Genomic DNA, 7,103 nt, shown 5'->3' with positions numbered 1-7,103 from the left:
CGGTCCTCGAAGCTCTTCGTCCAGAACCGGGAATTGCGCAGCTTGTCGTCCCGCGCGTTGTTGACCGCCTTGGGCTGAATCGGATTGCCGGTCTTTTTCGAGACCTGGGGCATCACGAACCCCCAGTGCGCTTGCTGCAGCCATCGCGCGCCGTCTGTACCGACCCCGACGATCGGCGACATGGTCTTCGGGAAAATCGCCGGCAAGGGCTCGGCGTTGCCCAGCCGGTCATTCGCGGGATCCACAGCAAAGAGCTGGCGCATGGCCTCGGGCGGCATGGTGTTGGAATAGAGGTTGCACATGAAAGCAAGGATAGCTCACCGATCAGCATGAAGCATGCTGAAATATCACCTCACGTCACTGCGAGACCAGACGACGCGCTGGGCAAGCTCACCCCAGGGTGCTCGGCGAAACCGACGCAGGGCACTTGTCACCGACGCCGAGGCCCGATGCTGATTCGGTCAGCGGCCCGCTCAAGTAGCAAACCGGTCATCCGCTCCGCTGATGTCGAACGGCGGCACAGCGCAGGAAGCGGGGTTTGCAGAATTTGGCCTGTTTACCGACAGCGGTCATTCGTGGAGAGTGCGGCGAAAGCCGGTTGAGAGCCCAAAGTGTAGAATTCTGCGGGTCGCCCAAAGGACCTCTGTTGCAGTAAACCTACCTTTCGCCCCTCATGATGATGGGCGCGTCGCCGACCTGATCGCTCGTTCCCAGATGCGCGTGTGGCAGACCCGTTCGGCGGGCCGCACGAGCCCGTCGCGCTCCAACCGCCGCAAGAGATGAAGGATCCCGCTGTTGCTCATCCCAAGCGCGTCGCGCAGCTCCGCTTGCGTCCGCGGACGTTCGAGCGCGTCGAGGACATACCGCCTGCGCGCTTCGGCCTGGCCGTTCCGGCGGCGCAACCCACGCCGCGTGTCCCTGACTGTGCCGGGCATCAGGCGACCTCCTGATCGCCGTCGGCACCATCGCGCACCCTCGCCAGCGCCTCATCCACCGAGGCGGCATAGTGAACAAGCGGACGCTTCAGCCCGTGGGTCACCAACACCCGCTGAATGTCGCGGCTGGCGCCGGTGAGCCAGAGCGCAACGCCCTGCTTCTGAGCCTTGTGCGCGAGACCCTCGATCATGTTGGCGCCCGTCGAGTCGAGGAACGGCACGGCCGAGAAATCGACAATCAGCGCCTTGTGTGTGTCCTGGATGCGGTCGAGAACCGAGCCGATCGAGGCGGTCGCCCCGAAGAACAGCGCCCCGCTGATGCGGTAGATGACGACGTCGGGGTTCGCGGCCTGCTCCTCGTGGTATTCACCGCGCGGGTGGGCGCTGTCGGCCTCATCCCGGCTGACGAAGGCGCGTTCCGTCGCAACCTCCGTCGTCCGGCTCATGCGGTGGATAAAGAGCACCGAGCCGAGCGCGAAGCCGACGACGATGGCCTCGGTCAGGTCGCGGAAGATGGTGAGGAAAAAGGTGGCGCCAAGGACCGTCGCCTCACCCCAGCCCGAGCGGACGAGGATCGCGATGGCCGGTTTCTCGATCATGTTCCAGGCCACCACTGCCAGAACACCGGCGAGCGCCGCCAGCGGAATGTAGGAGGCGAGCGGTGCCGCGACGAGCATGAACAGCAGGATGAAAAGGGCGTGCAGCATGCCGGCCACCGGGCCATGCGCCCCGGCCCGGACGTTGGTCGCGGTGCGTGCAATTGTGCCGGTGACGCAAAAGCCGCCGAACAGGGAGGCCCCGATATTGGCCGCGCCCTGAGCCACCAGTTCGCAGTTCGAGCGGTGGCGGCGGCCGGTCATGCCGTCGGCGACGACGGCGGACAGCAGCGACTCGATGGCGCCTAGCAGGGTGAAGGAGATGGCAGCCGGCAGGACCGCGAGGGTGGCCTCCATCGAGAGGGACGGCAGTCGCGGCGCCGGAAGCGACGCGGGGATTCCGCCGAACCTCGTGCCGATGGTCTCCACCGGTAATGCCAGCAACCCTGTCGCGGCCGCCGCAACGCCGACGGCGATCAGCATGCCAGGCCAGTGCGGACGCCAGCGTCGCAGCCCGAGGATGACGGCAATCGTGGCAACGGACAGGCCAAGTGCGGCTGGCGTCAGGCTCGCCCGTGCCTCCCACAGCGCCGGGATCTTCTCCAGCAGTTCGCCCGGTTCATCCGACAGCGTCAAGCCGAACAACTCCTTGACCTGGCTGGCGAAGATGATGACCGCGATCCCCGCCGTGAACCCGACCGTGACCGGAAAGGGGACGAACTTGATGAAAGTACCGAGGCGCAGGAACCCCACGACCGCAAGCATCAGCCCCGAGAGAAACGTGGCAAGGATCAGCCCCTCTATTCCGTGTTGGGCCACTGTGGCGGCGACCAGCACGATGAAGGCCCCGGCCGGTCCGCCAATCTGGAAGCGCGATCCGCCCAGAAGCGACACCAGGAAACCGCCAACGATGGCCGTGTAGAGCCCCTGCGCCGGAGTCGCGCCGGAGGCGATGGCGATGGCCATCGAGAGCGGCAGCGCCACGATGGCCACGGTCAGCCCGGCTATGGCGTCTGTCCGCAGCTGCGTCAGCCCATAGCCTTCGCGCAGGACGGTGACGAGTTTCGGGGTGAAAAGCTCGGCGAAGCTTGGGGCATCGCTCTGTCTGCTGGTCTGGTCTTTCATCTGTGGCCGCACCTTTGGTCGGTGTGCGGCGGGATCGTCGGCATGTCGTCGGCGGTCGCCGTCGCGGGTTTACGAATCAGTGTTTCGGCAGAGGCACCTTCAGTCTCACGCCGCGCCCGCCTGCGGTGCTGGCAGCACCTTCCGCGATCAGTTCGACACCGGCGCGCTCAAGCGCCGCCACGACCTTGGTCAGGCTGCCCACGACGCCGCGCACATTGCCGTGGCTGGCCTCCATGCGCTGGATGGTCGGCACGGAAAGCCCCGCCCGTTCGGCCAGGGTTTTCTGGTCGATGCCGAGCAAGGCGCGGGCGGCGCGCATCTGAGGGCCTGTAATCATTGATAATATCCTGAACGCGACGATAGGTATCTAGAGTTTGCAAGTCGATATGTCAAATATCATGTTACTTAGCCTGATGTAGGGCAGCAAAGAGTGCTTGGATGATGGCACCGGTCAGCAAGCTGTCCGCGTGCGGACGTCGTTTTGCGATGCCGAAAGGCAGTCACCGTCCGCAGTTCACTAGTTCGCAGTCTCCGCAGCGAAGGTCAGCTATCGCAGATTCGGGCCAAGGGCTGTGGGTCCGCTTCGGGCTGACACCGGTCCTTCGCCACATCAAGCCCGAGCGGCCGCTTCGGTGACTACCGCACCTCGGCCCTAGGGGTCGCTTGCACCCCCCTCCCATGGTTCCTCCAGGGCGCTGATCGTATACGGGGGGGCTCAGCGCGCGATTTCGCTAGCGACTGGATTCCTCACCGGGGAATCCACTTGGAATCCACCTCATCGGCTCGACTCGGATTTCTGACTCATTATCAGCAGCTTAGCCGAGGGCCCCGCTGGCAAGGTGGATTCCTCGGAGGAATCCAAGGAAGCCACCTGAACGGAATCCACCCCAGCCGGAAGCCGCCTCGGAAAACCCCTCGCAGGCCCGCCGGGGCGATGTTCAGGGAAGATCTTGATTCCAATGCAAAAAACCCTTTGACATTTCTTGCCCCCTTGACGTACCTCTTAATAATCGAAGAATTGCGCCCGGAGGACACCCCTCGCGGGCGTTTTGCTTTTCCCGACATCGTGGATCCTGATGCTGCCGCCAACCGGACTGGTCGCGGGTGTGCGTCTGTCCGCCTTTCACCACAACAGAGAATATCCATGGACCTTATCTTCGCGCCGAGCGAGATCGAGGCGTGGCCGATCGACCGGCTGCGCCCCTATGCCCGCAATGCCAAGATGCACGGCGACGACCAGGTGGCGCGGATCGCCGCCAGCATGGCGCAGTTCGGCTGGACCGTGCCCTGCATGGTGGCCGACGATGGCGAACTGATCGCGGGCCATGGCCGGGTGCTGGCCGCCACCATGCTGGGGCTCACCGAGGTGCCGGTGATCCGGCTCAGCCATCTGGATGAGGCCGAGCGCCGGGCCTACCGGATCGCCGACAACAAGCTCACGGAACTCGGCGACTGGGACGAGACCATGCTGCGCGACGAGATCGCCGGGCTGCTGGCCGAGGATTTCGACCTGTCGCTGCTGGGGATCGGCGAGGCCGAGCTCGACGCCCTCCTGCAGGATTCCGCGGCGCAGGACGGCGACGGCCCGGTCGAGGGCGAAGACGATGTGCCCGAGGCCACGGCCACGCCCGTCTCCGTGCCGGGGGACCTCTGGCAGCTTGGGGATCACCGGCTGATCTGTGGCGACAGCACGTCGGCCGATGTGGTCGGGGCGCTGCTTGGTGACGTGAAGCCGCTGCTGATGGTCACAGACCCACCCTATGGCGTGGCCTATGACCCTGCGTGGCGTAACCAGGCGGGCGCCGCGAAGACCAGGCGTACGGGCAAGGTGATGAACGATGACCGGGCCGACTGGCGCGAGGCATGGGCCCTGTTTCCGGGTGATGTCGCCTATGTCTGGCACGGGGCGCTGCATGCGGCCGAGGTGTCGGAGTCGCTGACCGCCTCGAATTTCGCCATCCGGTCGCAAATCATCTGGGCCAAGGATCGGCTCGTGCTCAGCCGCGGTGACTACCACTGGCAGCACGAGCCCTGCTGGTATGCGGTCCGGACCAAGGCGAAGGGTCACTGGGCCGGCGATCGCAAGCAGACGACGCTGTGGCAGATCCCAAGCAAGGATCAGGACAGCGAGACGGTGCACGGAACGCAAAAGCCCGTGGAGTGCATGCGCCGCCCGATCCTCAACAACTCGAATACCGGCCAGGCGGTCTATGAACCCTTCATGGGATCGGGCACGACGCTGATCGCGGCGGAAACCACCGGGCGGATCTGCTACGGGATCGAGCTCGACCCGGCCTATGTCGATGTCGCCATCGAGCGGTGGCAATCTTTCACTGGGGAGGAAGCCGTGCTGGCGGAAACCGGCGAAAGCTTCGCCGCCTTGAAAGCCAGGAGGCGCGCGGCATGAGCGTGCCAATGCGTCCAAGTCAGATCGCGTTCTGGCCGCTGGAACGGCTCAAGCCCTATGCCCGCAACGCCAAGACCCATGACGCCGATCAGGTGGCGCGGATTGCCGCGAGCATGGCCGAGTTCGGCTGGACCGTTCCCTGCCTCGTTGGCGAGGACGGCGAACTGATCGCCGGACATGGCCGCGTCCTGGCCGCGGCACAGCTGGGACTGGCGGAGGCGCCGGTCATCGTGCTGAGCCATATGAGCGAGGCGCAGCGCCGGGCGTATCGCATCGCGGATAACAAGTTGACCGAGCTGGGCGGCTGGGACGAGGCGCTGCTGCTGGAGGAGCTGCGCGGGTTGATGGCCGAGGATTTCGACCTCGGGCTGATCGGCATCCATGAGGACGAGCTGGAGGCGCTGCTCAATGATGCGGATGACGGCGATGATGATTGCACGCCGATCGCCATTGAGGCCGCGGACACCATCCCTGAACCCCCGGCCGAGCCCATCACGCAGCCCGGCGATATCTGGGCGTTGGGCAATCACCGCCTGATCTGCGGCGATGCCACTGACGCGGATGTCGTGACCAGACTGATGGAGGGCGCGCAGGCGTCGCTGATTTTCACCTCGCCACCCTATGCCCAGCAGCGCGACTATGGCGCGGCGAAAGAGACGGTCGGCGATTGGGACGCGCTGATGCAGGGCGTCTTCGCAGTGGCGCCGGTCACCGACGCAGCCCAGCTGCTGGTCAACCTCGGCCTCGTGCATCGCGATGGTGAGTGGATCCCCTATTGGGAGCGCTGGGTGGAATGGATGCGCAACTCTGGCTGGAGGCGCTTCGGTTGGTATGTCTGGGACCAGGGGCCCGGATTGCCCGGCGACTGGAACGGCCGCCTCGCGCCGTCACATGAGTTCATCTTCCATTTCAATCGCCAGCCGCGAAAGCCGCACAAGACGGTGGAAAGCAAACATGCGGGCGAGACGCTGGGCGGCGGTGGGCTGCGCACCACCGAGGGCCAGGTCAGGGCCAAGACCGGCACCGGCAACGCGATCCAGAGCCACCGCATTCCCGACAGCGTCTTCCGTATCATGCGCCACAAGGGCGGGCTGGGCGCGGCCGGATCGCACCCGGCCGTGTTCCCGGTGGCGCTCGTCGAGGCAGTCCTGGCGGCCTTCACCGATCCGGGCGATCTCATCTACGAGCCCTTCTGCGGCTCCGGCACCCAGCTGGTTGCCGCGGAACGCACAGGTCGGCGCTGCTTCGCGATCGAACTGGATCCGGCCTATTGCGACGTCGCCGCACGGCGCTGGGAACTCGCGACGGGGCAGAGAGCCAGCCGGATCTACAAACAAGAGGAGGCAGCGAAACCCGCGCGCCGCACGAGGACACGCGCGTGACGCAGTCGCGCCGCATGTCGTTGGTCGAGGCCATCACAAATGTCGTCGTCGGATATGCACTGGCCGTGGCCACGCAGATCCTGGTGTTTCCATGGTTCGGCTTACAGGCAAACCTCGGCGAGAACCTCGCGCTGGGCGGGATCTTCACCGGCATATCGCTTCTGCGCGGTTACACGCTGCGCAGGCTGTTCGAGCACTGCCGGTAGTACTGACGCCACCAGCTTGCCGGAATGGAGATGTAGGCGCGCCAAAAGCCTGATAGGGACGCCGCCATGTTGCGCCTTTTCGACATGCTGGGCCGCTCCGCCGCGATGCGGGCCCTTGATGATGCGCTCCGGGCATCCGGCGTGCATCCGCTTCTCGTCCCGGAGCCCGTGAAGCTGACCGTGATCAAGCTCAACAAGAAACATGCCGGTTTCAGAAATCAGGATGTTGCTTTCGCCGAAGCATCACAGTTGCTGGCCTATTGCATGCTCGGACATGAACAGTTTGCGGCCAGCAACAGCATGGCCGATGCCGATCGCATCGACGATCGAGTGGAAACGGCACTGGATGACGGTGACACGCTGGATGCGAAGCTGATCCTGTTGGCGCTGCATGCAGGGCGGATCGCGCCGGACATTGCAGATCGGATCGATCTCGACGAGGCGTGAGCCCG

At 65.1% G+C, this 7,103-nt stretch carries 8 protein-coding genes; 4 read left to right on the top strand and 4 right to left on the bottom strand.

Translation table 11 applies throughout. The features are described from left to right. The 4 genes from ACROSR_RS14750 to ACROSR_RS14735 all read right to left on the bottom strand — a co-directional run. On the bottom strand, positions 1 to 302 hold a 302-nt coding region (locus ACROSR_RS14750), incomplete at its 3' end, for an SOS response-associated peptidase family protein (protein WP_432686347.1). Between the two features lie 369 nt (positions 303 to 671). Beyond that, positions 672 to 935 (bottom strand): winged helix-turn-helix transcriptional regulator, encoded by a 264-nt coding sequence (locus ACROSR_RS14745; protein WP_432686345.1) that lies wholly within the window; start codon positions 933 to 935, stop codon positions 672 to 674. Then, positions 935 to 2,656, bottom strand: coding sequence for a SulP family inorganic anion transporter (locus ACROSR_RS14740; RefSeq protein ID WP_432686343.1), 1,722 nt, complete (start codon positions 2,654 to 2,656; stop codon positions 935 to 937). Before ACROSR_RS14740 ends, ACROSR_RS14745 begins: the two co-directional genes overlap by 1 nt. Positions 2,657 to 2,732: 76 nt before the next feature. Beyond that, the gene (locus ACROSR_RS14735; protein ID WP_432686341.1) at positions 2,733 to 2,993 is read right to left on the bottom strand and encodes a helix-turn-helix domain-containing protein; all 261 of its coding nucleotides are present in this window, start codon (positions 2,991 to 2,993) and stop codon (positions 2,733 to 2,735) included. Positions 2,994 to 3,800: 807 nt separating this feature from the next. Between ACROSR_RS14735 and ACROSR_RS14730 the strand changes: the two genes are divergently transcribed. The 4 genes from ACROSR_RS14730 to ACROSR_RS14715 all read left to right on the top strand — a co-directional run bounded on the left by ACROSR_RS14730 (position 3,801) and on the right by ACROSR_RS14715 (position 7,098). Then, entirely contained in the window at positions 3,801 to 5,063 is a 1,263-nt protein-coding gene (locus ACROSR_RS14730; RefSeq protein ID WP_432686339.1) for a site-specific DNA-methyltransferase, read from the top strand. Next, positions 5,060 to 6,445: a site-specific DNA-methyltransferase gene (locus ACROSR_RS14725; protein ID WP_432686337.1), complete on the top strand. Its 1,386-nt coding sequence runs from the start codon at positions 5,060 to 5,062 to the stop codon at positions 6,443 to 6,445. Before ACROSR_RS14730 ends, ACROSR_RS14725 begins: the two co-directional genes overlap by 4 nt. Continuing rightward, the gene (locus ACROSR_RS14720; RefSeq protein WP_432686335.1) at positions 6,442 to 6,651 is read left to right on the top strand and encodes a DUF7220 family protein; all 210 of its coding nucleotides are present in this window, start codon (positions 6,442 to 6,444) and stop codon (positions 6,649 to 6,651) included. Before ACROSR_RS14725 ends, ACROSR_RS14720 begins: the two co-directional genes overlap by 4 nt. Before the next feature lie 84 nt (positions 6,652 to 6,735). Continuing rightward, positions 6,736 to 7,098, top strand: a complete 363-nt coding sequence (locus ACROSR_RS14715; protein WP_432686333.1) for a hypothetical protein — start codon at positions 6,736 to 6,738, stop codon at positions 7,096 to 7,098. The last annotated feature ends 5 nt before the right edge of the window (positions 7,099 to 7,103 follow it).

Origin of the sequence: Roseovarius tibetensis, from assembly GCF_050896375.1 — a bacterium.
Lineage (GTDB): Bacteria > Pseudomonadota > Alphaproteobacteria > Rhodobacterales > Rhodobacteraceae > Roseovarius > Roseovarius tibetensis.
Note: the sequence above shows the minus strand (reverse complement) of the source record. Positions and strands in the feature narration are given on the sequence as shown.